Raw genomic sequence first — 22,898 nt, forward strand, 5'->3', positions numbered from 1 at the left:
GGCGAAGACCCGAGGAACACCGTGACGGACCCGAATAAACTGCGCCCCCATGCGTTGGCTCATGAGGTGTTGCAAGACGCGGCCATGGACCAAGCCCTCGATTGGCTGATCGCCTTGCAGTGCCCGCAACCTGGGCAGCAGGCCGCGTTCGACGCCTGGCTGGCCCAGGATCCGGCCCATGTCCACGCCTTCAGCAAGGCCCAGGCCGCCTGGGGTGACGCACCGGTACACAGCGCCGCCGTGGCCCTCGCCGCACCGCGCAAGCCCAGCGGTTGGCGCCGGATCAAACCGCACTGGAAACCCCTGGCCACCGCCGCCGTGTTGCTGGTCGGCCTGTTCAGTTTCAGCAACCTGCCGGTGCGCTTGCAGGCCGACCATCTGACGGTGGTGGGCGAGCGCCAGCGCCTGCAACTGGACGATGGCTCCAAGGTGCTGCTGAACACCAACTCGGCCTTTTCCAGCAGCATCAAGGACCATCAGCGCATTGCCCGCCTGTACCAGGGCGAAGCGTTCTTTGAGATAGCACCCACCCGTGGCCTGCCCCTGGAGATCGACGCCGGCCCGGTGCGCGCCAGCGTGCGTGACACCGCCTTTGCCGTGCGCTACCTCAATGGCGAAGCCCAGGTCCAGGTGCAGCGCGGCGATGTCGACCTGAGCAACACGTTCGACGATGCCCGTGTGCGCCTGAGCGCCGGTGAAAGCATCCGCATCGGCCCCAAGGGTTTCGGCCAACCGGCCAAGCTCGATGCCAGCAAAGACCTGGCCTGGGTCCAGGGCCGTCTGGTGTTCGAAAACTGCCCGCTGAGCGAAGTGCTGGCTGAGCTGCGCCGCTATTACCCCGGCTGGATCGTCAACAACAACGAGCAACTGGCCAGCGTCGCCGTCACCGGCAACTACCGCCTGGACCAACCCCTGGACGTGGTGCGCTCCCTGGCCCACATCACCTCGGCCAAGCTGTCGGAATACCCGGCACTCGTGATCCTGAACTAAATGAGAATTATTTTTACTCGATGTTAACCGGCGATACGTCTCGTTATAGCCAATGCAACTGATTCCTATTTGGTTCGGTTCGCAACTATAAGATTCGTATCCCGGAGCGCTCTCGATGTCCTCTCGTTTCAACCGCCGGTCTGCTTCGCCCGTTTTGTCCTTGCTGACCGCCGCGATCCTGCTGGCTGGCGCGCCCGTCATGAGCGCCACCGCCGCCGAACCTGCCGCTCGCAGCCACGCCAATTACACCTTCAGCATTGAACAGCAGCCACTGGTGTCGGCGCTTAATGCCTTTACCGCCGTGACCGGCTGGCAAGTCGGCCTGCCGGCCGAACTGGGCCAGGGCGTTTCGTCCCCGGGCGTGCGCGGCCCGCTGCCAGCGGAAAAAGCCCTGGAGCGGCTGTTGGTGGGGACCAACCTGAGCTATCGCAAACTGGGCAGCAACAATATCGTGCTGGAAAAACGTAGCGCCGGCAGCGCCCTCGCCCTGCAACAGGTGACCATCAGCGCCACCCGTAACGAACAGGATGTGAACAGCGTACCGAGCACCGTCAGCGTGCATGATCGCGAAGAGCTGGACCGCCAGAACGTCAACAACATCCGTGAACTGGTGCGCTACGAACCCGGCGTCTCCGTCGGCGGCGCCGGTACCCGCTCGGGTAACGCCGGCTACAACATTCGCGGTATCGACGGCGACCGCGTCCTCACCCAGGTGGATGGCGTCGAAGTGCCCGACAACTTCTTCAACGGCCCCTACGCCAAGACCCGCCGCAACTACGTCGACCCGGAAATCGTCAAACGCGTGGAGATCCTGCGCGGCCCGGCCTCGGCCCTGTATGGCAGCAGCGCCATCGGCGGCGCGGTGAGTTATTTCACCCTCGACCCGGACGACATCATCAAGCCAGGCCAGGACGTCGGCGCCCGCCTGAAGACCGGCTACAGCTCCGCCGACGAGAGCTGGCTGACCTCCGGCACCTTCGCCGGGCGTGTGCAGGACTTCGACGGCTTGCTGCACCTGAGCCAGCGCAACGGCCATGAAACCGAATCCTACGACGGCAATAACGCCACCGGCCTGGCCCGCACCGGCGCCAACCCGGAAGATGCGCGCACCACCAACGTGCTGGCCAAGCTGGGCTGGAACTATGGCGATGACAACCGTTTGGGCCTGACCTACGAGAAGTTCAAGGATGACCGCGACGTCAATCTGAAAAACGCAGTGGGCGGCCCGTTCATCGGTGGCCGGGGCATGAACCTGTACCGCGACCGTCGCGGTAACGACACCATCACCCGCGAGCGCTTCGGCCTGGAAAACACCTTCGCCCTGGAGTCGCCGATTGCCGACCGCATCAAGACCAGCCTCAACTACCAGATCGCCAAGACCGACCAGACCACCGCCGAAATCTACCAGGCCGGCCGTCGCGTGCTGCGCACCCGCGACACGCTTTACGAAGAAAAACAGTGGGTCTTCGACGCTCAGTTAGACAAGGCCTTCAGCCTGGGTGAAACCGAGCACCAGGTCACCTACGGCACCACCCTCAAGCAGCAGAAAGTCACCGGTTCCCGCGAAGGCTCGGCCTCGTGCCTGGCCATTGGCGCCGGCTGCACCGCCATTGGCGGGCCCAGCCCGTCAGCCGGCGACAGCGTGAAGAAGGCCAGCGACTTCCCCGACCCGACCATCAACACCTACTCGCTGTTCGCCCAGGACCAGATCACCTGGGACAAATGGACCTTCCTGCCCGCCGTGCGTTATGACTACACCCGGCTCAAGCCCAAGCTGACCCAGGAGTTCCTCAACACCGTCAACCCGACCGGCGAGTATGCCGTCGACGGCAAAGACAAAACCTGGAACCGCGTCACGCCCAAGTTCGGCCTCACCTACGCCCTGACCGACAACTACACCTGGTTCGGCCAGTACGCCGAGGGCTTCCGCACGCCGTCCGCCAAGGCCCTGTACGGTCGCTTCGAAAACCTGAACCTGGGCTACACCGTCGAACCCAACCCCGACCTCAAGCCAGAAACCAGCAAAGGCATCGAAACCGGGATTCGCGGCAAGTTCGACGAAGGCTCCTTCGATATTGCGGTGTACTACAACAAGTACCGTGACTTTATCGACGAAGACAACGCCGTGGTCGGCGGCACCGTGGAACAGTTCCAGGCGGTCAACATCAAACGCGCCACCATCAAGGGCGTGGAAGCCAAGGGCCGCCTGAACCTGGATACCTTCGGCGCGCCGAAGGGCCTGTATACCCAGGGCTCGGTTGCCTACACCTACGGTCGCAACGACGACAATGGCGAACCGCTGAACAGCGTCAACCCACTCAAGGGCGTGTTTGGCCTGGGCTACGACCAGGACAACTACGGTGGCCTGCTGAGCTGGACCGTGGTGAAGAAACAGGACCGCGTCGACAGCACGACCTTCCACGCGCCCGACGGCGGCACCGATGGCCCGTTCAAAACCCCGGGCTTCGGCATCCTCGACCTGACCGCTTACTACAAGGTGAGCAAAGACGTGACCGTCAACGGTGGCCTCTACAACCTCACCGACAAGAAGTACTGGAACTGGGATGACGTGCGCAGCTATGACAGCGTCGGCGAAGCCGGTGTCACCGGCCCGGCCAACCTCGACCGCCTGACCCAGCCCGGTCGCAACTTCGCGATCAACGTGATCTGGGACATCTGACCCATGCGCCCCACCTCGCCGCCCATGCATCTGCGGCGAGGTGAGGATTTTTTACTGTGCCGCGTCTTCTTGTTCGTCTAGTTGATAACAGCTCTCTTTAAGGGCACCCAGGCGCTTCTCTTCTCAAGGACTTTTTTCATGACCGCTTCTTCCACCGCAGAACGCCCAAGCCTGCGCTCCCAACGCCTGAACCAAATCACCAACGAGCCGCACACCAAGCTCGACGCATTGGTGAAGGCTCACGCGCCGTTCGAAACCCGGGCCAACTTCGCCCGCTTCGTCGTGGCCCAGTACCTGTTCCAATCGGAACTGGTGGCCCTGTACAACGATGCCGAGCTGAACCAGATCATCCCTGACCTGGCCGCCCGCTGCCGCGCCGAAGCGGCCAAGCTCGACCTGGCAGACCTGGACACCGAAATCCCGGCCCCGGTTGCCGGCGCGGTGAACAACCCCAGCAAAGCTGAAGCTTTGGGCTGGCTGTTCGTCTCTGAAGGCTCCAAGCTGGGCGCGGCGTTCCTGATCAAGCGCGCCGTGGGCCTGGGCCTGAGTGAAACCTTCGGTGCGCGCCACCTGGGCGAGCCGGCCGGCGGTCGCGCCGAGGGCTGGAAGAGTTTCACCCGCACCCTCGACGGCCTGACATTCAGTGCCGAAGAAGAAGCTGCGGTGGAAAAAGGCGCGATTGATGCGTTTGTGCGCTTCACCGTGTTGCTGGAACAGGCGTACGCTAGCGCCCCAGAACTGGCGTAACCCTGGATTGAAATGCAATCAAATGTGGGAGCGGGCTTGCTCGCGAATGCAGTAGTTCAGCCAATAGATCAGGCGACTGATACACCGCATTCGCGAGCAAGCCCGCTCCCACATTTAGCCCTCATTTCAAATTGATTTTCTGCGATCTCCCTACCCATGACCGGCAAACCCCAATCCTCCTCCAAAATCGCCCAAGTCCTCTTTGGCCTGCTGGCCTACGTCAGCCTGGGGATCGGCTTGGTGGCGATTGTGATACCGGGGTTGCCCACCACCGAATTCATCCTGCTCGCCGCCTGGGCCGCCACCAAAAGCTCGCCGCGCCTCAGCGCCTGGCTGGAAAACCACCGCCTGTTCGGGCCGATCCTGTCCAACTGGCGCAATGGCAAGATCATCGCCCGTCGAGCCAAGGTCAGCGCCACGGTGAGCATGTTGCTGTGCGCCGCGTTGATGCTGGTGATGCTCGATCACGGCTGGCCGGTGTACCTGGCGATTGCCGGGATGAGCCTGGGCAACCTGTGGATCTGGTCCCGCCCCGAACAGCTGGCACGTCCCGTCTAAGGCGGCCTGTAGGCGTTTTCCTACCGCTCATCGCCTCTTCCTCATGAATTGATTTGTGACGCCGATGTTTCAGGCATGACGCCGAAGGGACTTGGCGCGTTTGCGTGCATTCCAACAAGTCCATTCGTGAGTGAACCTATGTTCGACACCATCTCCATCCGCTTGAAAATCGTGTTGCTGTCCGGCCTGTGTCTGCTGGGTGTGATTGCACTGGTGGTCGGCATCAATATCTACAACACCAACCAGAACGATCGGTTGGTCAGTGATTCAAGCTCACGAATGCTCACCGCCAGCGTGGAGCAGTTGCTGCAATCCAAAGCGGCCGAACAGGCCGGCCACTTACAGCAGACCTTCGGCGAAAACCTGCTGGTAATCACCGCCCTTGCCGACCAGATCAAAGACCTGCGTCAGTTGGGCACCCAGCGTTCCCTGGAAGCCGGAGCCCTGCGTGAAGAACTCAACCGCAGCGTTAAAACCGCGTTCGAGCGCAACACCAAGGTGCTGGGCATCTGGTTGTCGTTCGAACCCAACGGGCTGGATGGCAAGGACAGCGAATTCATCGACGACAAGGCGCGCGTCTCCAATGAAAAAGGCCGGTTTTCCAGCTATTGGAGCCGGGCTGGCGGCGAAGGCCAGAACACCATCATGGTCGAAGATGACCTGACCAAGACCACCCTCAACCTCAGCGGTACGCCCTACAACATCTGGTACACCTGCCCACGGGACACGCGCAGCACTTGCCTGCTGGACCCGTACGAAGACACGGTGGCCGGCAAACCGGTACTGATGACCACCATTTCCCTGCCGCTGATCGTCGACGGCAAAGTCATCGGCGTCGTCGGCGTGGACATCGCCCTCACCGCCCTGCAAGCGACCACCGATGCGGCGCAAAAAGACCTGTTCAACGGCGCCGCCCACCTGGAGATTCTGTCCAGCACCGGCCTGATCGCCGCCTACAGTGGTGAGCCGGCCAAAGTCGGTAAGAACCTGATCGACAGCATTGGCGCTGAAGGCAAAGAGATCGTGCAACTGCTGGCCAATGACCGCCCGGTTATCCGTGAACAGGACGACACCATTCGTGCCGTGTACCCGCTCAAGCCGATTGCCGGTGCCAAATCCTGGGGCGTGGTGATCAAGCTGCCCAAAGCGGTAATGCTGGCCGACAACGAAAAACTGCAAGCCGTACTCGACGAGGCCCAGGCAACGGGCACGCTCAAAGCCCTGCTGGTGGCCGCCGCCGCCGGCCTGCTGGGCTTGCTGCTGATCTGGCTGACCGCTACTGGCGTGACCCGCCCTATCAATAGCGTGGCCGCCATGCTCAAGGACATCGCCAGCGGTGACGGCGACCTCACCCAGCGCCTGGCCTACGCCAAGAAGGACGAATTGGGCGAGTTGGTGAACTGGTTCAACCGCTTCCTCGACAAGCTGCAGCCGACCATTGCGCAGATCAAGCAAAGCATCACCGAAGCCCGCGGGACGGCCGATCAATCGTCCGCTATTGCGCGCCAGACCAGCGAAGGCATGCAGGTGCAGTTCCGTGAAATCGACCAGGTCGCCACCGCGTCGAACGAAATGAGCGCCACCGCCCACGACGTGGCCAACAGCGCCTCCAATGCCGCCAGCGCGGCACGCGGCGCCGACCAGTCGGCACGCGAAGGCATGTCGATCATCGAGCAGAGCACCCGTGATATCACCACTCTGGCCGACGAAGTCAGCAAAGCCGTGGGCGAAGTCGAAGCCCTGGCGGTCAACAGCGAGCAAATCGGTTCAGTGTTGGAGGTGATCCGCAGCATTGCCGAACAGACCAACCTGCTGGCGTTGAACGCAGCGATTGAAGCGGCACGCGCCGGGGAAAGCGGGCGTGGTTTTGCGGTGGTGGCCGACGAAGTGCGCAACCTGGCCAAGCGCACCCAGGACTCAGTCGAGGAAATCCGCCTGGTGATCGAGCGTATCCAGAGCGGCACCCGTGGCGTAGTGGCGACCATGCACTCCAGCCAGCACCAGGCGCAGAGCAATGCCGGGCAGATCCATCAAGCCGTGCAAGCCCTGGGCAAGATCAGCGACGCGGTCACCGTGATCAGCGACATGAACCTGCAAATCGCCAGCGCGGCCGAACAGCAGAGCGCGGTGGCCGAAGAGGTCAACCGCAACGTCTCGGCGATTCGTACTGTGACTGAAACCCTCACCGGCCAGGCTACCGAGTCAGCGGCGATCAGCAGCCAGCTCAATGCCCTGGCCAGCCAGCAAATGAAGTTGATGGATCAGTTCAGGGTCTGATTCGGTTCTGAAAATACTAAACACCTGGGTGGGAGCCGGGCTTGCCCGCGATGCAGACAACTCGGTGTGTCTGTGAAACCGAGTCGATGCCATCGCAGGCAAGCCAGCTCCCACATAAAGCAGGAGGGTGGTGAATTACCGGCCGGGCCAGGCCTGGACGAACGGCGTCAAGTCTTCCTTCGGCGCCGTGCGCGGTGGGTTCTGCGGCGTGCCCAGGTACAGAAAGCCAATCACTTCTTCATTCGCCGCCAGCCCCAGGCCTTTGGCAACGTGAGCCGAGTAGGACAATTCGCCGGTACGCCACACCGCGCCAATACCCTGGGCATACGCCGCCAGCAGAATGCCGTGGGCCGCACAGGCGGCGGCCAGCAATTGCTCGGACTTGGGCACTTTGAAATGCTCTTGCAAGCGTGCAATCACCACCACCACCAGCGGCGCACGCAGCGGGCCGTTCTGGGCTTTATCGATGGCGGCTTGCGGTGCGTCGGCGTCCTGCAGGCGGGCGGCTTCGGCCAACAGCGTGCCCATCTGTTCACGCGCTGCACCTTCCACGGTAAGGAAACGCCACGGGCGCAGTTGGCCGTGATCGGGCGCGCGCATGGCGGCGGCGAACAGCAGGTCGCGCTGCTCTTGGGTCGGTGCCGGGTCGAGCAAACGCGGCACGGAAACACGGTTGAGCAAAGCGTCGAGAGCCTGCATTGGCCACCTCCATAGAAAAATGTGCGGTCATTCTAACGGGAAAGAATCGGGATGCCACCAAACGATAATTGCTCTTATTCAATCTGCCCTGCCCTGTTAGACTTTGCGCCTTAATTTTCTGCCCTCGTCCAGGAATCTCGATGTTCCGTGCGCTTTTATACCTGCCAGCAGCGTTGATGGCTTTAAGCCTGACTGCGTGCGATGACGCCCCTCGCTTCACCAAAGCAGAGCCGGGTGAATCGCGGGCCGGTGGCGCGGCGACGGTAAACAAGCGCGACCAGAACGCCTTTTCCCTGCCCTCGGCCAACCTGGCGCCCACGCGGCGCCTGGACTTCAGCGTCGGCAACAGTTTCTTTCGCAACCCGTGGGTGATTGCGCCGTCCACCACCACGGCGCGCGATGGCCTGGGCCCGCTGTTCAATACCAACGCCTGCCAGAACTGCCATATCAAGGATGGCCGTGGCCACCCGCCACTGCCTGACGCGCCCAATGCCGTGTCGATGCTGGTGCGCCTGTCCATCCATCCCTCTATTGCAGAGCAGCCAGCCTACGCCAAGCTCATCGAACAGATCGGCGTGGTGCCCGAGCCCGTCTACGGCGGGCAACTCCAGGACATGGCCGTGCCCGGCGTCGCGCCGGAAGGCAAGGTGCGGGTTGACTACACACCGGTCAACGTCAGGTTCAAGGACGGCACGCTGGTCGAGTTGCGCAAGCCCGACCTGCAAATCACCCAACTCGGCTACGGCCCGATGCACCCCGACACACGCTTCTCGGCGCGTATCGCCCCGCCGATGATCGGCCTGGGCCTGCTCGAAGCGATCAGCGATGCCGATATCCTGCGCAACACTAACCCCAAGACCGCCGACAAAGAGGCCATCGTGGGCCGCGCCAATTGGGTCTGGGATGACGCCCAGAACAAAACTGTCCTCGGGCGTTTTGGCTGGAAAGCCGGACAGCCCAACCTCAATCAACAAAACGTTCACGCGTTTTCTGGTGATATGGGCCTCACCACGTCCCTGAGACCCTTCGATGACTGCACCGACGCCCAAGTGGCCTGCAAACAGGCGCCCAACGGCAATGGCCCCGAGGGTGAACCGGAAGTCAGCGATAACATCCTGCGCCTGGTGCTGTTCTACACCCGCAACCTCGCAGTGCCCGCACGTCGGGACGTTGATACGCCGCAAGTGCTGGCCGGCAAGAACCTGTTCTACCAGGCCGGTTGCCAGGGCTGTCACAAGCCCACGTTCACCACGGCCGCCAATGCCGCCGAACCTGAACTGGCCAACCAGGTGATTCGCCCCTACAGCGACCTGCTGCTGCACGATATGGGCGAAGGTCTGGCCGACAACCGTAGCGAATTCAAAGCCACCGGCCGCGACTGGCGCACCCCGCCGCTGTGGGGCATCGGCCTGACGCAAACCGTGAGTGGCCACACCCAGTTCCTGCATGACGGCCGCGCCCGCAACCTGCTTGAAGCCGTGCTGTGGCATGGCGGTGAAGCCCAAGCGGCGCAGCAACATGTGTTGTCGTTCAATGCCGAGCAACGTGCCGCGTTGCTGGCGTTCCTGAATTCTTTATAAGCTTTGCCCCACTTACAGAAGGGAGCTCGACATGTTTCGTCCCAAGTTGTTGTTCACCAGCCTCGCCGCCCTGGCCTTGGGCGCTTGCTCGCCCCAAGACCCGCAAGCGGTGACCTCGGCGGCCATCGCCAAGCAAGTGATCCTGCCAACCTACAGCCGCTGGGTTGAGGCCGACCGTCAACTGGCAGTCAGCGCCCTGGCCTACTGCCAAGGCAAGGAAAGCCTGGACACCGCCCGCGCCGACTTCCTGCACGCACAAAAAGCCTGGGCCGAGTTGCAACCGCTGCTGATCGGCCCTTTGGCCGAAGGCAACCGGGCGTGGCAGGTGCAATTCTGGCCAGACAAGAAGAACCTGGTAGGCCGTCAGGTCGAGCAACTGGTCAGCGCCCAGCCGCAGATCGACGCCGCGGCCCTGGCGAAATCCAGCGTGGTGGTGCAAGGCCTGTCTGCCTACGAATACATTCTCTACGACGCCAAGCCCGACGTCGCCGACGACGCCCAGAAAGCGCGCTATTGCCCGCTGCTGATGGCGATCGGTGAACGCCAGAAAGTCCTGGCCGAAGAGATCCTGGCGAGTTGGAACAGCACCGACGGCATGCTCGCGCAGATGACCAAGTTTCCGAACCAGCGCTACGCTGATTCCCACGAAGCCATCGCCGACCTGCTGCGCGTGCAAGTGACCGCCCTGGACACCCTGAAGAAAAAACTCGGCACCCCGATGGGCCGCCAGACCAAGGGCATCCCACAACCGTTCCAGGCCGATGCCTGGCGCAGCCAGTCGTCCCTGCAAAGCCTGGAAGCCAGCCTTGCCGCCGCTCAAACCGTATGGGTAGGCGTCGATAACAAAGGCCTGCGTGGCCTGCTGCCGGCGGACCAGAAGCCACTGGCCGAGAAAATCGACGCCGCCTACGCAGCGTCCCTGAAACTGTTCGCCAGCAACCAGCGCACCCTCAACGAACTGTTGAACGACGACGCCGGGCGCCAGCAACTCAACGACATTTACGACAGCCTCAACGTGGTCCACCGCCTGCATGAAGGCGAACTGGCCAAGGCGCTGGGCGTACAACTGGGCTTTAACGCCAACGACGGTGACTGATGATGCTCAGGCGACAGGCTTTGGCGGTGGGCAGCGTGCTGCTCAGCGCTATCACCTTGGGTGGCTGGACGCTGTTCAAGCACAAAGACAAAGGCCCGCTGCTGCTGTCGGCGCGCGATGATGCCGACGGCAAGCACTACGCTGTCGGCTATCGCCTGGACGGCAAGCCGGTATTTGCCACCCAGGTCGGCCAGCGCTGCCATGACATCATCAACCACCCGACCTTGCCGATTGCACTGTTCGTCGCCCGTCGCCCAGGCACCGAGAGCTACCTGATCGACCTGCGCGACGGCAGACTGCTGCAAACCATCACCTCGAACGCCAACCGCCATTTCTATGGGCATGCGGTGATCCACAAGAGCGGCGACTGGCTGTACGCCACCGAGAACGACACCTCCGACCCCGGCCGTGGCCTGTTGGGTGTGTATAAGTTCGAAGGTGAGCGGCTGGTGCACAGCGGCGAGATATCCACTCACGGCATCGGCCCGCATCAAGTCTCGTGGATGCCCGACGGCGAGACGCTGATCGTGGCCAACGGCGGCATTCGCACCGAAGCCGAAAGCCGGGTAGAGATGAACCTTAATGCCATGGAGCCGAGCCTGGTGCTGATGCGCCGCGACGGCAGCCTGATCAGCAAGGAAACCCTGGCCCAGCAGATGAACAGCGTGCGGCACATGGGCATTGCCAGCGATGGCACCATCCTCACCGGGCAGCAGTTCATGGGCCCGTCCCAGGAGCGTTCCGAGTTGCTGGCGATCAAGCGCCCGGGGCAGCCGTTCGTGGCGTTCCCGGTGGCCGATGAGCAGTTGCAGGCGATGGGGCATTACACCGCCAGCGTGGCGGTGCACAGCGAACTGCGCCTGGTGGCGTTGACGGCACCGCGGGGCAACCGCTTTTTTATCTGGGACATGGACACCGCCGAACTGCGCCTGGATGGGCCCTTGCCGGACTGTGCGGGGGTGGGCGCGGTGGCGGATGGGTTTGTGGTGACATCCGGCCAGGGGCGTTGCCGCTTCTATGACTGCCGCCAGGAAAAGTTACTGGCAACACCACTGGAGTTGCCGGCGGGGTTCTGGGATAACCACCTGCACCTGGTCTGAAATTACCCTTCTGTAGGAGCGAGCTTGCTCGCGAAGATCGCCAACGATAACGCGACCATCCTGAATGAACGTATCGTCTGTGGGCTTTTCGCGAGCAAGCTCGCTCCTACAACAGTTGAGGTGTCAGACACAAAAAAGGGCCTTGCATCGCAAGGCCCTTTTGGGGTCAATCGTTTCAACTTTGCGGCCTCATCGCTTGAGACATGCCGAACATGAATAACAGCAATTCATGGTCGGGCTTGGCCGCCACACTCGTCTTGGCAATGCGTGGCAGCAGGCATTGCCCGCCACCGTCTACCGCACTCAACACTTGTGTACGAGGTTGTTCCCATACCGCCAGGGCCAGGGCTGCAACACCCAATGCCCCGACCAGAAACAAACCTCGTGCTATTTCTAGCTTCATCTGGTTAAACCCTTGATAGCGCTGCCAAACGCCGTCTCGTAAAAGTAGCTGAGTTTTTTCCAGTCGGTATCATTCCACGACGAATGGCGGCGCAATTGCAGCATGTCGTGGGACGCGGCCCGATAAGCGGTCAGGCGCTGGCGGCATTTCTCAAAGTCCAGCAGGGCCACTTCCACTGTCGCCGCATCAGGCTCACCGGTCACCCGCACGAAAATGTGCTTGATATACAGGCAACCGTGTTGCCAGCGGCCTTTGTGCATACGGGCCAAGGTGCCGGCCAACTCTTGCAGCAGACGCTCGTGGACCGCCTCGCCATACTGTTGGCGGCCACCGGCGGCGTACCAGTTTTCAATCTCGTCGAAACCGTCCAGGGATGCGGTCACCAACAGGGCTTTCCATTGGTGCTCCGGGTCGCGACGTGCTTCGCAAAACACCAGTTCCGGCACACGCACATCCAGCAAACGCAGGCCTTTGAGGGCATCACGCTCACGCAGCACGGTCGGACGCCCAAAGGGGTGCAGCCAGCTGCGGTAAATGTGGCCGGTCTGGCGCTTGCAATAGAGCAAGCGACCGTTAGGGCTGATCACCCGCTGCACGCCACTTTCACCACCACGGCGACGGTTGGGTTCTTCCACCCATTCACCTTGCTGACGCCAGAAAAAATCAAATCGTTCTTCGGGAGCTACATGACTGCCTACTACGCACTCAACTGCCATCCTGTTACCTCTTGCGCAATACATACACTCGCCACATGGCGTAGAGCGGTATGAAGTCCAGGGATTCCTGAACACGGAAACCGGCCTGCTCGAATTCTGCCTCGACAGTAGCAGCCGGTAACACAAACCGGTTTTGGTAACCTTCCTGCTCACCTTTTTTGCGACGACGCACTTCGCTGCGCTTGCGCTTCCAGGCCTTGAAATTGCCGTCCACCCACAGCGAAATAATCACGCTGTCGCGGGTAACACGTTGAAACTCGCGCAGTATTGTCAGCCTGTGCTCCGGCTCACCAATGTGGTGCATCAAGCGCATGCAGAAAATACTGTCGACGGAATTATCTGGCAAATCGATATCAAAGGCAGACGTCTGCAAAGGGCGTACCCGTTTCACCACCTCTGCCGGTTGGGCAGCGGTGGCGATCTTCAACATCGACGCCGAATTGTCAGCTCCGATAATCACACGGTTGGGTTTTTCGGCCAGTAACGGCCAGAAGCGTCCAGCGCCACACGGCAGGTCCAACACCAGGCCCGGCTCACCGGCCATGGCCAATGCGCCGCGCGCCAACTGCTCGTCGCGTTTGTGGGACAACCGGCGAGCCAGATTGTCCTGATGCTTGAGCAAATATTTCTGCGCGTGTTGATCGTCGTACTTGTCAGAAAATTCCAGCTTGATCGGGGAAGGCATCTTACGTCTCCAGTAACTGATGCCTACGACCTTAAGCAGCGAACTGTGATCAACAGGTCAACTCGTTGTGAAAATCTTGTCCTGTCCAACTGCATACATTTCAAGACTTTACAGAAACATTCAGTAGCACCGGGCCATCTTCGCCGAAAAGCAGGCAGTCTGCATCAGCAAAACGACAGACTGAAGGGTCAGGTTTTGACTGGGTTGAGCTCCACATGAAAACGGCAGCCATTGGGCTCCATGGTGCTCAGGCTTACGCTCCAGCCCTGGCTTTCGCAGATCCGTTGCACCAGCGACAGGCCAAGGCCGAGGCCCTCGCCACGTTTCTCGCTACCGCGCACGAACGGCTCGAACATCGCTTCGCGCTTCTCTTCGGGGATGCCGACACCGGAGTCCTCCACCACGAAGCCACTGGGCTCCAGTGTCAGGCGGATAAACCCGTGTTCGGTGTAATGCAGGGCATTGCGCAGCAAGTTGCCCATCACCGCATGCAAGAAGGTGGTGTTGTAGCGGGTGTCCAGGGGGTTGCCCGGCAGGTAGATCAACGCCAGGCCTTTTTTCTCGATGGGCTCGCGCCAGATACCGAGCAGGTCTTCGGCCACCTGGGTGAGGTTGCCCTGGGGCGAACTGGCAGCGTCGTCGTGTTTGGCGCGGGCCAACATCAGGAAGGTCTGCACCAGCTCGCGCATTTCTTCACAGGCACGGGCAATGCGCTCGACCTGGTTGCGACCACGTTGATCGATCGCCGGGTTTTCGCGCAGCAGTTCGCAAGAACTGGCCAGGACCATCAAGGGCGTGCGCAACTCATGGCTCACATCGCTGGTAAACAGCTGCTCGCGTGACAACGCCTGGCGCAAACGGCCGAGGGTGGCGTCGAACGCCACCGCCAGTTCGCCTACTTCATCGGCGGCGTAATCCGGCGCCAGGGGCGGAGCCAGGCCTAACAGTTGGTCACGATGACGGACCTGGCGAGCCAGGCGTACCACCGGCGCCATCACCTTGCGGGCCAGCACCCAGCCGAGGAACGCCGCCAGCGCCAGGCTGAGCACGAAGCCCACCAGCACCACCGCAAACAGCACACGCTCACGTTCTTCGAAATCGCTCTGGTCTTGCAGCAACACATAACGCCGGCCATCGACCACTTCAACCATGGCGTGGTACGACAACGCCTCGCGAAACACCTCATGAAACCCAGGGTCCAGATGGCGCAGATCCTTGGGCAGTTCAAAATCGCCACGCCCGCCGCTGAAGTAAAACAGCTGGTCCGGCTCTGGCCGGTGGCTCCAGTCTTCGACGCTGTCCATCAGCAACAGGCGTTGCAGGTCACCGCCCAGGCCCGCCGAGATCAACTTCTCTTCCACCAGGTGCACCGTCGCAATGATGCCCACGGCGAAGGCCCCCGCCACCAACGCACTCATCAAGGCGAAAGCGATGATGATCCGCTGGGCAAGGCTTTGCTTAAACTCCATCACGACCCTCGGCCAGGCGATAACCCACACCGTGCACGGTTTGCAGTAGCGGTTTGGCGAAAGGCTTGTCGATCACTTGGCGCAGTTGATGAACGTGGCTGCGCAGGCTGTCGCTGTCCGGGCAGTCGTCGCCCCACAGGGCTTCTTCGAGAACTTCCCGGCGCAAAACATGCGGGCTTTTCTGCATCAGCACGGCGAGCAGTTTCAGACCCACCGGGTTGAGCTTGAGCAGGCGCCCTTCGCGGGTGACTTCCAGCGTATCGAGGTCGTAGTTCAGGTCACCCACTTGCAGGGCACGACGCCCGCCGCCTTGGGCACGGCGCAACACCGCTTCGATACGCGCGGCCAGTTCCGACAAGGCGAACGGCTTGAGCAGGTAATCATCGGCGCCGGACTTGAAGCCCTGCAGCCGGTCATCCAGTTGGTCGCGCGCGGTGAGCATGATCACCGGCGTATCTCGGCGCGCGTCTTCACGCAGGCGTTTGCACAAGGTGTAGCCATCGATGCCGGGCAGCATGATGTCGAGCACGATCAGGTCGTAATGCTCGGTGGCCGCCAGGTGCAGGCCCGACAAACCGTCCTGCGCACAGTCCACTGTGTAGCCTTTGAGCCCCAGGTAATCGGCCAGGTTGGCGAGGATATCGCGGTTGTCTTCAACCAATAGAATTCGCATGGGCAGTGTCTCCGTACGCGGTAACGGCCGTGTTGGCTCGCGCAGCTTAAGGCCAAGCGAGGCTCAGGGATAGAGCGCAGAGCCCCGCCGATAAAGGTTTTCAACTGTTTGTAGAGCCGAACAAGTTTTTCACTATAGCTTCACAAACTGACTACAGCCTCAGGAAGAAGATCGCCCCCCATTGATCTAAGGAACATAGACATGGGGTTTATCAAAACTGCACCAATGCGCTACCTGCTGTTGATTACCGGTACTTGGTTACTGGTTTTCCTGCTTACCCGCAGTGTGCTGCTCATCACTCACCTGGATGAAGTCGGTGGCAACCTGTTGCCGGTGTTTGGCGTGGGTTTGCTCTACGACTTGGGTTTCCTGGCCTATGCAGCTTTACCGCTTGGCCTGTATCTGCTGCTCTGCCCGCCTGCCTTGTGGCGCCGCCGTGGCCATCGCTGGTTCCTGCAAGCGGTGCTGACCGTCAGCCTGTTCGCCATGCTGTTCACCTCGGTGGCCGAATGGTTGTTCTGGGATGAGTTTGGCGTGCGCTTCAACTTTATCGCCGTCGATTACCTGGTGTACTCCGATGAGGTACTGAACAACCTGCTGGAGTCTTACCCGATCGGCAAGCTGCTGAGCCTGCTGGCGATGCTTGCACTGATTCTGAGCGTGGCTCTGCGCAAGCCCTTCAATGCCGCGATGGCAGCGCCCTTGCCTGCGCTGCGTGGCCGTTTGGTCAACGCCCTGGGCCTGCTGGTGCTCGCCGGCCTCAGCCTGCAACTGGTCAGCCAGGACAGCCCGCGCACCCAAGGCGGTAACGCGTATAACAACGAATTGGCCAGCAACGGCCCCTATCAGTTCTTTGCCGCGTTCCGTAACAACGAATTGGACTACACCCAGTTCTACAAAAGCCTGCCGGCCGATGTCGTCGCCAAGCAGTTGCGCGCCGAACTGAGTGAGCCCAACGCCCGCTTTATCGACCAGGACCCGCTGGATATTCGCCGTGCCATCACCAACCCCGGCACACTGCGCAAGCCCAACATCGTACTGGTGACCATCGAGAGTTTCAGCGCCAAGTACATGGGCAGCAATGGCGATGCGCGCAACCTCACGCCCAATCTGGATGCGTTGCGCCAACAGAGCCTGTACTTCAATAACTTCTATGCCACCGGTACGCGCACCGACCGTGGCCTGGAAGCCATTACCCTGGCAATTCCACCGACGCCGGGGCGTTCGATCGTCAAGCGCATCGGCCGCGAAAGCGGGTTCGCCAGCCTGGGTCAACAACTCTCGGCCATCGGTTATGACAGCGTGTTTGTCTACGGCGGGCGCGGTTACTTCGACAACATGAACGCGTTCTTCAGCGGCAACGGTTATCGGGTGGTGGACCAGAGCAGCGTGCCCGAGGCAGAAATCTCATTCAAAAACGCCTGGGGCATGGCCGACGAAGACCTGTTCAAACAGACCTTGAAACTGGCCGACGCCGATTACGCCAAGCAACAGCCGTTCTTGCTGCAACTGATGACCACCTCCAACCATCGCCCCTACACCTACCCGGACGGGCGTATCGACATCAAGTCCGGCAAGGGCCGCGACGGCGCGGTGAAATACACTGACTACGCCATCGGCCAGTTCCTCGAAGCTGCACGCCAGAAGCCCTGGTTCGATAATACGATCTTCGTGTTCGTCGCCGACCACACCGCCGGCAGCGCAGGCAAGGAAGACTTGCCGATCACCAACTACCAGATTCCGCTGTTTATCTACGCGCCCAAGCTGATCGACGCACGGGAATCCGCTCAACTGTCCAGCCAGATCGACCTGGCGCCGACCTTGCTGGGCCTGCTCAACCTGAGCTACGAATCGACATTCTTTGGCCGCAACCTGCTGCAAGACAACCCACTGCCTCCACGGGTGGTGGTGGGCAATTACCAGCACCTGGGTCTGTTTGATGGCAAGGACCTGGCAATCCTCAGCCCGCGCCAAGGTTTGCGTCGCCACGACCAGGCCCTGGGCGAGAGCCAGGAGCTGCGCGTCGGTAGCGATGACCCCTTGATCCAACGGGCGATCACCTACTACCAGGCCGCCAGTTACGACTACAAACAGCAACTGCTGAGCTGGAAAGCGCCCAAGGAAGAGGCTCCAGTCTTAAGCAAACGCTAATCAAAAAGCCCCGTGCAGGTGAGCACGGGGCTTTTTTACCAAGGTTCGAGATGAAATCCCCCTCCTCTTTACCGGTTTCCAAACCGCTTGATTTCTGGCTGTGCCTGGGCCTGCCTGCCGGCGCTGCAGTAGCCTTGCTGTTGCTTGAACTGACGTCAGTGGACATGGACCTGGCCAGGCATTTCTATAGCGCAGAGGCTGGCGGCTTCATTGGCCGCTATAGCTTTTTCCTTGAAGACATCCTGCATGACCGTGCCAAGCAACTGGTGATCCTGTTTTCGGTACTGGCGATTCTCGGCCTGGTCGGCAGCTTCATCCTGCAGCGGCTCAAACCGTACCGCCGTGAACTGGTGTGCCTGGTGCTATCGCTGGGCATGGCGACGGCGTTCGTGTCGCCATTGAAAACCATCACCGCCGTGCAATGCCCCTGGAGTCTCAAGGAGTTCGGCGGCCAGGAAACCTACAGCGAACTGCTCAGCCCGCGCCCGCCTACCGATAAACCCGGCCGCTGCTGGCCCGGCGGGCATGCCGCCACCGGGTTTGCCTTGTTCGCCTGGTTCTTCGCCCTGCGGGATCGACGGCCACGACTGGCGCGCTACGCGTTCATCTTTGCTGTCAGCCTGGGCAGCGTGTTCTCCGTCAGCCGTATGCTGCAAGGGGCGCACTTTTTTTCCCACAACGTGTGGACAGCGATTTTTTGCTGGTTGATTTGCCTGGGGCTGTACTGCTTGTTGCTGTACCGGCCTGCGCGGCAACGGTCATAGCTTTCTGTAGGAGCGAGCTTGCTCGCGAAAAGCTTCAACGATAACGCGTGCTTGCTGAATGAACGCGGCGCCTTTGAGTTTTTCGCGAGCAAGCTCGCTCCTAAAAAAAAGCCATTAGGGCTGCCTGCGAAAGCCAACGGTAACCACGATGCGAAGCGAGCTGCTCTTGATCTGCTTTTGATTTTGATCTTAAGCGCCCCGTCAAACCACGCTGGCCGGAATTCGACAGGGATTTGGGGGGTAAACCGGCAGGGATGCCGGTTTAGCCGCCCCGCGCCATGGATGGCGCGTGGCGGCGGCCCCCCAAATCACTGGCGGATTACGGGCACACCGAGCCCAAGCGAGGTGCCGAGTGGTGGGGCAAGAGCGTTTTGCTTACTTTTGCGCTTTTCAAAAGTAAGACGCCGTCAGGCGGAACCCTAAGTGGCCGTTACCTAAATAACGGATATGTACCCGGTCCAACTGTGTTGACTGTCAGGCCGCCTTCGCGAGCAAGCCCGCTCCCACATTGGGATCGCGGGGTGTCAGGGAGATTGCCGTCGGCTGGCAGGGCGTCATCGCAGGCAAGCCAGCTCCCACAGTTGGATCGCGGGGGTGTCTGGGAGATCTGCGCCAGTCACGGGAGCAAGCTCCCTCGCCACAGGTCCAGCATGCAACCGTGCATAAAAAAGCCCCGCCTGCATCACTGCAGGCGGGGCTTTTTATAGCGCCGGGTAAGGCTGGCTTACATCATGCCGCCCATGCCACCCATGCCGCCCATGTCTGGCATACCGCCGCCAGCTGCGCCTTCGGCCTTCGGCTCGTCAGCGATTGCAGCTTCAGTGGTCAGGATCAGGCCACCGATGGAGGCTGCTGCCTGCAGCGCGGAACGAGTCACCTTGGTAGGGTCCAGAATGCCCATTTCGATCATGTCGCCGTAGACGCCAGTCGCAGCGTTGTAACCGTAGTTACCTTTGCCGTTCTTGACTTCATTGACCACAACGCTTGGCTCGTCGCCGGAGTTGGCAGCGATCTGGCGCAGCGGTGCTTCAACAGCACGACGCAGCACAGCGATACCGACGTTCTGGTCGGCGTTTTCGCCGGTCAGGTTAGTCAGCGCTTCCAGAGCACGGATCAGCGCAACGCCACCGCCAGGTACCACGCCTTCTTCAACGGCTGCACGGGTTGCGTGCAGGGCGTCTTCAACGCGGGCCTTCTTCTCTTTCATTTCAACTTCAGAACCAGCGCCAACCTTGATCACTGCAACGCCGCCGGACAGCTTGGCCAGGCGCTCTTGCAGTTTTTCACGGTCGTAATCCGAGGAAGTTTCGGCAACCTGTGCACGGATCTGCGCGATACGGGACTCGATGTCGCCTTCAACGCCAGCACCGTCAACGATGATGGTGTTTTCCTTGGAGATGGTCACGCGCTTGGCGCTACCCAGGTTTTCCAGGGTGGCGCTTTCCAGGCTCAGGCCGATCTCTTCGGAGATAACGGTACCGCCGGTCAATACGGCGATGTCCTGCAGCATGGCCTTGCGACGGTCGCCGAAGCCTGGAGCCTTGACGGCTGCAACCTTGACGATGCCACGCATGTTGTTCACAACCAGAGTCGCCAGGGCTTCGCCTTCAACGTCTTCGGAAACGATCAGCAATGGGCGGCCGGCTTTGGCAACGGCTTCCAGTACTGGCAGCATTTCGCGGATGTTGGAGATCTTCTTGTCGACCAGCAGGATCAGCGGGTTGTCCAGTTCGGCAACCATGGTCTCTGGCTTGTTGACGAAGTAAGGAGACAGGTAGCCACGGTCGAACTGCATGCCTTCTACAACCGACAGTTCGTTTTCCAGGCCCGAGCCTTCTTCAACGGTGATCACGCCTTCTTTACCGACTTTTTCCATGGCTTCGGCAATGATGTCGCCGATGGAGCTGTCGGAGTTGGCGGAGATGGTGCCTACCTGAGCGATGGCCTTGGTGTCGGCGCACGGCTTGGACAGGTTTTTCAGCTCGGCAACGATGGCGATGGTCGCCTTGTCGATGCCACGCTTGAGGTCCATAGGGTTCATGCCGGCAGCAACGGCCTTGTAGCCCTCGTTGACGATCGCCTGAGCCAGTACGGTAGCAGTGGTGGTGCCGTCGCCTGCGTCATCGTTGGCACGGGAGGCAACGTCTTTGACCAGCTGCGCGCCCATGTTCTCGAAACGGTCTTTCAGTTCGATTTCTTTGGCGACGGAAACGCCGTCCTTGGTGATGGTCGGAGCGCCGAAGCTCTTCTCGATGATCACGTTACGGCCTTTCGGGCCCAGGGTCGCTTTTACCGCGTCAGCCAGGACGTTAACGCCTTTGAGCATTTTTTTACGGGCGGAATCGCCAAACAGAACTTCTTTAGCAGCCATGATCGATATTCCTTAAATACTTTGTAGTAACGGGAAAATGAGCGAGGAAATCAGTCTTCCAGAACGGCGAGAATTTCGTTCTCAGCCATTACCAGCAGGTCTTCGCCGTCTACTTTCACAGTGTTGCTGCCGGAGTAAGGGCCGAAAACAACCTTGTCACCCACTTTCACGGCCAGTGCGCGTACATCACCGTTCTCCAGGGTTTTGCCTGGGCCAGCAGCGACGATCACACCGTGGTTGGCTTTTTCAGCAGCCGAACCTGGCAGAACGATCCCGCCAGCGGTTTTCTTTTCTTCTTCGCTGCGACGGATTACGACGCGGTCGTGCAGAGGACGAAGCTTCATTGTCGATCTCTCCTAATTGTGTTTTTCATCGGCCGGTATCAATTCCGGCGGGTTAAATTCCGGCGGTGCCGGTCGCGGCTCGCTGGGCGAGACGCGGAAGTCTGTCTGATGTCACCACCAGAAACCTTGCGGTGACCGTTACATAAGGGCGCCCAGGCTTATTACAAGGGGCCGAGGATGAAATTTTTTGTGTCGGTTCAAGGGTAAATGCAACACGGCACCCGAAGGTGCCGTGCCAGTGAAGCGGTTACTTAGGGTCGCGGTGTTCGAATTCGCCTTCGATCACATCACCTTCACGCCCCAGGGGGTGGCGCGGAGCCGGGCCGCCACGGGGTTGCAGGTCGTCGGCGAACGCACGCTGGCGCATCGCGGCCTCTTCGGCACGCTGGCGCATCTTGCCGGCCAGCAGCTTGCGGGTGAACGGCAGCAACAGCACCAGGCCGAGCACATCGCTGATAAAGCCTGGCAGGATCAGCAGGCCACCGGCCAGGGCCATCATCAGGCCCTCAAGCATGGTCTGGGCCGGCAGTTCGCCGCGGTTCAGGCTTTCACGGGCACGCAGCGCAGTCGCCAGGCCGGCGACACGCAGCACCAGCACGCCAAGCATGGAGCCAGCGATGATCAGCAGCAGCGCCGGGAAGAAACCGATCGCACCGCTGACTTTAACGAATACGAACAGCTCCAACACCGGAAACAGCAGAAAGAGCAATAAAAAAGGGCGCATCAAATGGTTCCTCAACGCAAGAATGCCTTGCCAGTTCACCTTAGATGACGTCGCCATTGCGTGAATTCAAGCAGTAGCCACGGTTTTTTTCGGCCAGACCTCGGCGTGCGCCAATGAAACCAGGGCTTCGCGTACTTGTGTCGGCGTATTGCAGGGCTCGGCAAACCCTAGCCAATGCAACGATTGGCCAATGCGCAGGTGCATGCCTTCGCTGTCGATACCGACCAACTGCGCAGGCTCGGAGGCTGGCAAACCGCCCAGCTCGACGTAATGGGCAATGGCTTTGGTGTGATCGCTGTTCATGTGCTCGATCATGCTGCGCTCGGCCTTGCCCGCAAACGGGTTGGCCAAGGTCAACTGGTCGACCCAATGGATCGCGCCAAACCCACCGATATAACGGTGGCGCACCGGCTTGAGCACCCAGAAATCGAAATCATGGGCCTTGTGGTAGTTGGCCGAATCAGGGAAGTAGCGGTAGTAGCGCTCGGCAGCTGCTTCGATGGCGGCGGCGTCTTCTAGCTTCTCGGCTTCGGCCAGGTAGGTCAGGCGCCCGACGGCTTGCACATCATCGGCCTCGCGCTCACCCACCAGCAGCGAACACTTGGGGTCTTTTTGCAGGTTATGGGTGTGCTGGGCAATGCGGCTGATCAGGATCAGCGGGCGGCCCTGCTCGTCCAGGCAGTAGGGCACCACCGAGCCGAAGGGAAAACCGGGCATGGCTTTGGACTGTGTGGCGAGCGCCCCACGGTATTCCTTGAGCAACAGCTCTCGGGCGTTCTTGGCAACCTGCGTGCTCAATATAGGATTCCTCGGATGTTCCGCGACCCATGGCATATGGGAATGGATCTCAACACAAGGTAATCAATATCTG

General features: G+C 60.7%; 20 protein-coding genes. 10 read left to right on the forward strand and 10 right to left on the reverse strand.

Going from position 1 to position 22,898, the window contains the following annotated elements; genetic code table 11:
* Window positions 1-21: 21 nt before the first annotated feature.
* The 5 genes from N2A98_RS21260 to N2A98_RS21280 all read left to right on the forward strand — a co-directional run bounded on the left by N2A98_RS21260 (window position 22) and on the right by N2A98_RS21280 (window position 7,252).
* Window positions 22-990 carry a FecR domain-containing protein gene (locus tag N2A98_RS21260; protein WP_069558518.1) on the forward strand — a complete coding sequence of 323 codons (969 nt, stop codon included), beginning with the start codon at window positions 22-24 and terminating at the stop codon, window positions 988-990.
* A gap of 115 nt (window positions 991-1,105) precedes the next feature.
* Window positions 1,106-3,670 carry a TonB-dependent receptor gene (locus N2A98_RS21265; RefSeq protein WP_275622610.1) on the forward strand — a complete coding sequence of 855 codons (2,565 nt, stop codon included), beginning with the start codon at window positions 1,106-1,108 and terminating at the stop codon, window positions 3,668-3,670.
* Between the two features lie 138 nt (window positions 3,671-3,808).
* Window positions 3,809-4,417: a biliverdin-producing heme oxygenase gene (locus N2A98_RS21270; protein ID WP_078803712.1), complete on the forward strand. Its 609-nt coding sequence runs from the start codon at window positions 3,809-3,811 to the stop codon at window positions 4,415-4,417.
* A gap of 156 nt (window positions 4,418-4,573) precedes the next feature.
* Complete coding sequence (locus tag N2A98_RS21275; RefSeq protein WP_044270915.1) at window positions 4,574-4,975, forward strand: YbaN family protein; 402 nt, start codon at window positions 4,574-4,576, stop codon at window positions 4,973-4,975.
* 138 nt (window positions 4,976-5,113) lie between these two features.
* Window positions 5,114-7,252, forward strand: coding sequence for a methyl-accepting chemotaxis protein (locus N2A98_RS21280; protein ID WP_275623628.1), 2,139 nt, complete (start codon window positions 5,114-5,116; stop codon window positions 7,250-7,252).
* A 135-nt stretch (window positions 7,253-7,387) separates the two neighbouring features.
* Here N2A98_RS21280 and N2A98_RS21285 read toward each other — a convergent pair whose 3' ends face one another.
* Window positions 7,388-7,951: an NAD(P)H nitroreductase gene (locus tag N2A98_RS21285; protein ID WP_003193928.1), complete on the reverse strand. Its 564-nt coding sequence runs from the start codon at window positions 7,949-7,951 to the stop codon at window positions 7,388-7,390.
* 140 nt (window positions 7,952-8,091) lie between these two features.
* Between N2A98_RS21285 and N2A98_RS21290 the strand changes: the two genes are divergently transcribed.
* Genes N2A98_RS21290 through N2A98_RS21300 form a run of 3 tightly spaced genes read left to right on the forward strand, consistent with a single transcriptional unit; the run spans window position 8,092 to window position 11,727 of the window.
* The gene (locus tag N2A98_RS21290; RefSeq protein WP_275622611.1) at window positions 8,092-9,531 is read left to right on the forward strand and encodes a di-heme oxidoredictase family protein; all 1,440 of its coding nucleotides are present in this window, start codon (window positions 8,092-8,094) and stop codon (window positions 9,529-9,531) included.
* A 31-nt stretch (window positions 9,532-9,562) separates the two neighbouring features.
* Window positions 9,563-10,627, forward strand: a complete 1,065-nt coding sequence (locus tag N2A98_RS21295; RefSeq protein WP_003193930.1) for an imelysin family protein — start codon at window positions 9,563-9,565, stop codon at window positions 10,625-10,627.
* 2 nt (window positions 10,628-10,629) lie between these two features.
* Window positions 10,630-11,727: a DUF1513 domain-containing protein gene (locus N2A98_RS21300; protein WP_032902721.1), complete on the forward strand. Its 1,098-nt coding sequence runs from the start codon at window positions 10,630-10,632 to the stop codon at window positions 11,725-11,727.
* A 175-nt stretch (window positions 11,728-11,902) separates the two neighbouring features.
* On the opposite strand, the gene N2A98_RS21305 is transcribed toward N2A98_RS21300, so the two are convergent.
* The 5 genes from N2A98_RS21305 to colR all read right to left on the reverse strand — a co-directional run bounded on the left by N2A98_RS21305 (window position 11,903) and on the right by colR (window position 15,673).
* A complete protein-coding gene (locus N2A98_RS21305) occupies window positions 11,903-12,130 on the reverse strand; it encodes a hypothetical protein (RefSeq protein ID WP_003193932.1) in 228 nt (75 codons plus the stop codon).
* The gene (locus N2A98_RS21310; protein ID WP_003193933.1) at window positions 12,127-12,846 is read right to left on the reverse strand and encodes a lipopolysaccharide kinase InaA family protein; all 720 of its coding nucleotides are present in this window, start codon (window positions 12,844-12,846) and stop codon (window positions 12,127-12,129) included. Before N2A98_RS21310 ends, N2A98_RS21305 begins: the two co-directional genes overlap by 4 nt.
* Window positions 12,847-12,850: 4 nt before the next feature.
* The gene (locus tag N2A98_RS21315; RefSeq protein WP_003193934.1) at window positions 12,851-13,531 is read right to left on the reverse strand and encodes a class I SAM-dependent methyltransferase; all 681 of its coding nucleotides are present in this window, start codon (window positions 13,529-13,531) and stop codon (window positions 12,851-12,853) included.
* A gap of 188 nt (window positions 13,532-13,719) precedes the next feature.
* Window positions 13,720-15,000, reverse strand: coding sequence for a HAMP domain-containing sensor histidine kinase (locus N2A98_RS21320; RefSeq protein ID WP_003193935.1), 1,281 nt, complete (start codon window positions 14,998-15,000; stop codon window positions 13,720-13,722).
* Window positions 14,990-15,673 carry a two-component system response regulator ColR gene (colR, locus tag N2A98_RS21325; protein ID WP_003193936.1) on the reverse strand — a complete coding sequence of 228 codons (684 nt, stop codon included), beginning with the start codon at window positions 15,671-15,673 and terminating at the stop codon, window positions 14,990-14,992. The genes N2A98_RS21320 and colR overlap by 11 nt, the downstream gene beginning before the upstream one ends.
* 201 nt (window positions 15,674-15,874) lie before the next feature.
* Between colR and N2A98_RS21330 the strand changes: the two genes are divergently transcribed.
* Both N2A98_RS21330 and N2A98_RS21335 read left to right on the forward strand, forming a co-directional pair.
* Window positions 15,875-17,824 (forward strand): LTA synthase family protein, encoded by a 1,950-nt coding sequence (locus N2A98_RS21330; RefSeq protein WP_275622612.1) that lies wholly within the window; start codon window positions 15,875-15,877, stop codon window positions 17,822-17,824.
* Between the two features lie 50 nt (window positions 17,825-17,874).
* A complete protein-coding gene (locus tag N2A98_RS21335) occupies window positions 17,875-18,588 on the forward strand; it encodes a phosphatase PAP2 family protein (protein WP_212614663.1) in 714 nt (237 codons plus the stop codon).
* Between the two features lie 724 nt (window positions 18,589-19,312).
* Here the strand turns inward: N2A98_RS21335 and groL are convergent.
* The 4 genes from groL to N2A98_RS21355 all read right to left on the reverse strand — a co-directional run bounded on the left by groL (window position 19,313) and on the right by N2A98_RS21355 (window position 22,825).
* Window positions 19,313-20,959: a chaperonin GroEL gene (gene groL / locus N2A98_RS21340; protein ID WP_044270906.1), complete on the reverse strand. Its 1,647-nt coding sequence runs from the start codon at window positions 20,957-20,959 to the stop codon at window positions 19,313-19,315.
* A 50-nt stretch (window positions 20,960-21,009) separates the two neighbouring features.
* The gene (locus tag N2A98_RS21345; protein WP_003193940.1) at window positions 21,010-21,303 is read right to left on the reverse strand and encodes a co-chaperone GroES; all 294 of its coding nucleotides are present in this window, start codon (window positions 21,301-21,303) and stop codon (window positions 21,010-21,012) included.
* A 247-nt stretch (window positions 21,304-21,550) separates the two neighbouring features.
* Window positions 21,551-22,027 carry an FxsA family protein gene (locus tag N2A98_RS21350; protein ID WP_275622613.1) on the reverse strand — a complete coding sequence of 159 codons (477 nt, stop codon included), beginning with the start codon at window positions 22,025-22,027 and terminating at the stop codon, window positions 21,551-21,553.
* A gap of 66 nt (window positions 22,028-22,093) precedes the next feature.
* On the reverse strand, window positions 22,094-22,825 hold the full coding sequence (locus N2A98_RS21355; RefSeq protein ID WP_275622614.1) for a HugZ family protein: 732 nt from the start codon (window positions 22,823-22,825) through the stop codon (window positions 22,094-22,096).
* Window positions 22,826-22,898 lie beyond the last annotated feature (73 nt).

Source organism: Pseudomonas sp. FJ2-5-13 (genome assembly GCF_029201605.1).
GTDB classification, from domain to species: domain Bacteria; phylum Pseudomonadota; class Gammaproteobacteria; order Pseudomonadales; family Pseudomonadaceae; genus Aquipseudomonas; species Aquipseudomonas lactis.

Coding starts and splice junctions, on each gene's coding strand:
- N2A98_RS21265 (WP_275622610.1), top strand. CDS start 1,106: ATGTCCTCTCGTTTCAACCGCCGGTCTGCTTCGCCCGTTTTGTCCTTG.
- N2A98_RS21270 (WP_078803712.1), top strand. CDS start 3,809: ATGACCGCTTCTTCCACCGCAGAACGCCCAAGCCTGCGCTCCCAACGC.
- N2A98_RS21275 (WP_044270915.1), top strand. CDS start 4,574: ATGACCGGCAAACCCCAATCCTCCTCCAAAATCGCCCAAGTCCTCTTT.
- N2A98_RS21280 (WP_275623628.1), top strand. CDS start 5,114: ATGTTCGACACCATCTCCATCCGCTTGAAAATCGTGTTGCTGTCCGGC.
- N2A98_RS21285 (WP_003193928.1), bottom strand. CDS start 7,951: ATGCAGGCTCTCGACGCTTTGCTCAACCGTGTTTCCGTGCCGCGTTTG.
- N2A98_RS21290 (WP_275622611.1), top strand. CDS start 8,092: ATGTTCCGTGCGCTTTTATACCTGCCAGCAGCGTTGATGGCTTTAAGC.
- N2A98_RS21295 (WP_003193930.1), top strand. CDS start 9,563: ATGTTTCGTCCCAAGTTGTTGTTCACCAGCCTCGCCGCCCTGGCCTTG.
- N2A98_RS21300 (WP_032902721.1), top strand. CDS start 10,630: ATGCTCAGGCGACAGGCTTTGGCGGTGGGCAGCGTGCTGCTCAGCGCT.
- N2A98_RS21305 (WP_003193932.1), bottom strand. CDS start 12,130: ATGAAGCTAGAAATAGCACGAGGTTTGTTTCTGGTCGGGGCATTGGGT.
- N2A98_RS21310 (WP_003193933.1), bottom strand. CDS start 12,846: ATGGCAGTTGAGTGCGTAGTAGGCAGTCATGTAGCTCCCGAAGAACGA.
- N2A98_RS21315 (WP_003193934.1), bottom strand. CDS start 13,531: ATGCCTTCCCCGATCAAGCTGGAATTTTCTGACAAGTACGACGATCAA.
- N2A98_RS21320 (WP_003193935.1), bottom strand. CDS start 15,000: ATGGAGTTTAAGCAAAGCCTTGCCCAGCGGATCATCATCGCTTTCGCC.
- colR (WP_003193936.1), bottom strand. CDS start 15,673: ATGCGAATTCTATTGGTTGAAGACAACCGCGATATCCTCGCCAACCTG.
- N2A98_RS21330 (WP_275622612.1), top strand. CDS start 15,875: ATGGGGTTTATCAAAACTGCACCAATGCGCTACCTGCTGTTGATTACC.
- N2A98_RS21335 (WP_212614663.1), top strand. CDS start 17,875: ATGAAATCCCCCTCCTCTTTACCGGTTTCCAAACCGCTTGATTTCTGG.
- groL (WP_044270906.1), bottom strand. CDS start 20,959: ATGGCTGCTAAAGAAGTTCTGTTTGGCGATTCCGCCCGTAAAAAAATG.
- N2A98_RS21345 (WP_003193940.1), bottom strand. CDS start 21,303: ATGAAGCTTCGTCCTCTGCACGACCGCGTCGTAATCCGTCGCAGCGAA.
- N2A98_RS21350 (WP_275622613.1), bottom strand. CDS start 22,027: ATGCGCCCTTTTTTATTGCTCTTTCTGCTGTTTCCGGTGTTGGAGCTG.